We start from the raw sequence: 618 nt of genomic DNA, 5'->3' as shown, positions 1-618 counted from the left end.
AGCCACATGATCCGCCGAGTGATCCTGCGGCAGGTTGCGATCCTCAACTACATCAACCCGTTCTGAACGGGCGATTGCAGGAAACGAAGCGATGAGGAACTTTGGTCTCGCACTGCTGGCATTCATCTGCGCGGCAGCACCTGCCAGTGCTCAAAATCTGTCCCCTGAGGAGCTGGGCCAGCGCACCGTCCATCGCCGAGCCGTCGAGGCGGTCGTCTGGGGAATGCCGGCAGTCAATTTCGACCTCATGTTGCAGGCGGCTCTCAAGGCCGGCGGCAAGGACAACCAGATTGTCTACTGGTCGCGCTTTCTCGACTGGAAGAACCAGACCCTGACACCTAACCCGAGCACAATCTACTTCATGCCGTTCATCAGCACGAAGGAGGCGGGTCCGATGGTGCTGGAACTTCCGTCGGCAGAAGGCGGCTCCCTGACCGGCACGATCACGGACGCTTGGCAGACCGCTCTGGAGGATGTCGGGCCGGCCGGCGCCGACAAGGGTAAAGGAGGCAAATATCTCATTCTGCCGCCGCGTCATACCGCGCCAATACCAAACGGATACATCGTAGTGCACTCGTCGACCTACATGGCCGGGCCGCTGCTCCGCTCCAACGCGCT

The 618-nt window shown here is 60.8% G+C and carries 1 protein-coding gene; it reads left to right on the top strand.

Annotated features, from left to right (window positions below):
* Window positions 1-91 precede the first annotated feature (91 nt).
* On the top strand, window positions 92-618 hold a 527-nt coding region (locus tag ACTIFV_RS18635; protein ID WP_439594305.1), incomplete at its 3' end, for a DUF1254 domain-containing protein.

Origin of the sequence: Microbacterium sp. (assembly GCF_051860965.1) — a bacterium.
Taxonomy (GTDB): Bacteria; Actinomycetota; Actinomycetes; order Actinomycetales; family Microbacteriaceae; genus Microbacterium.
This window is presented reverse-complemented; position numbering and strand designations above follow the sequence as displayed.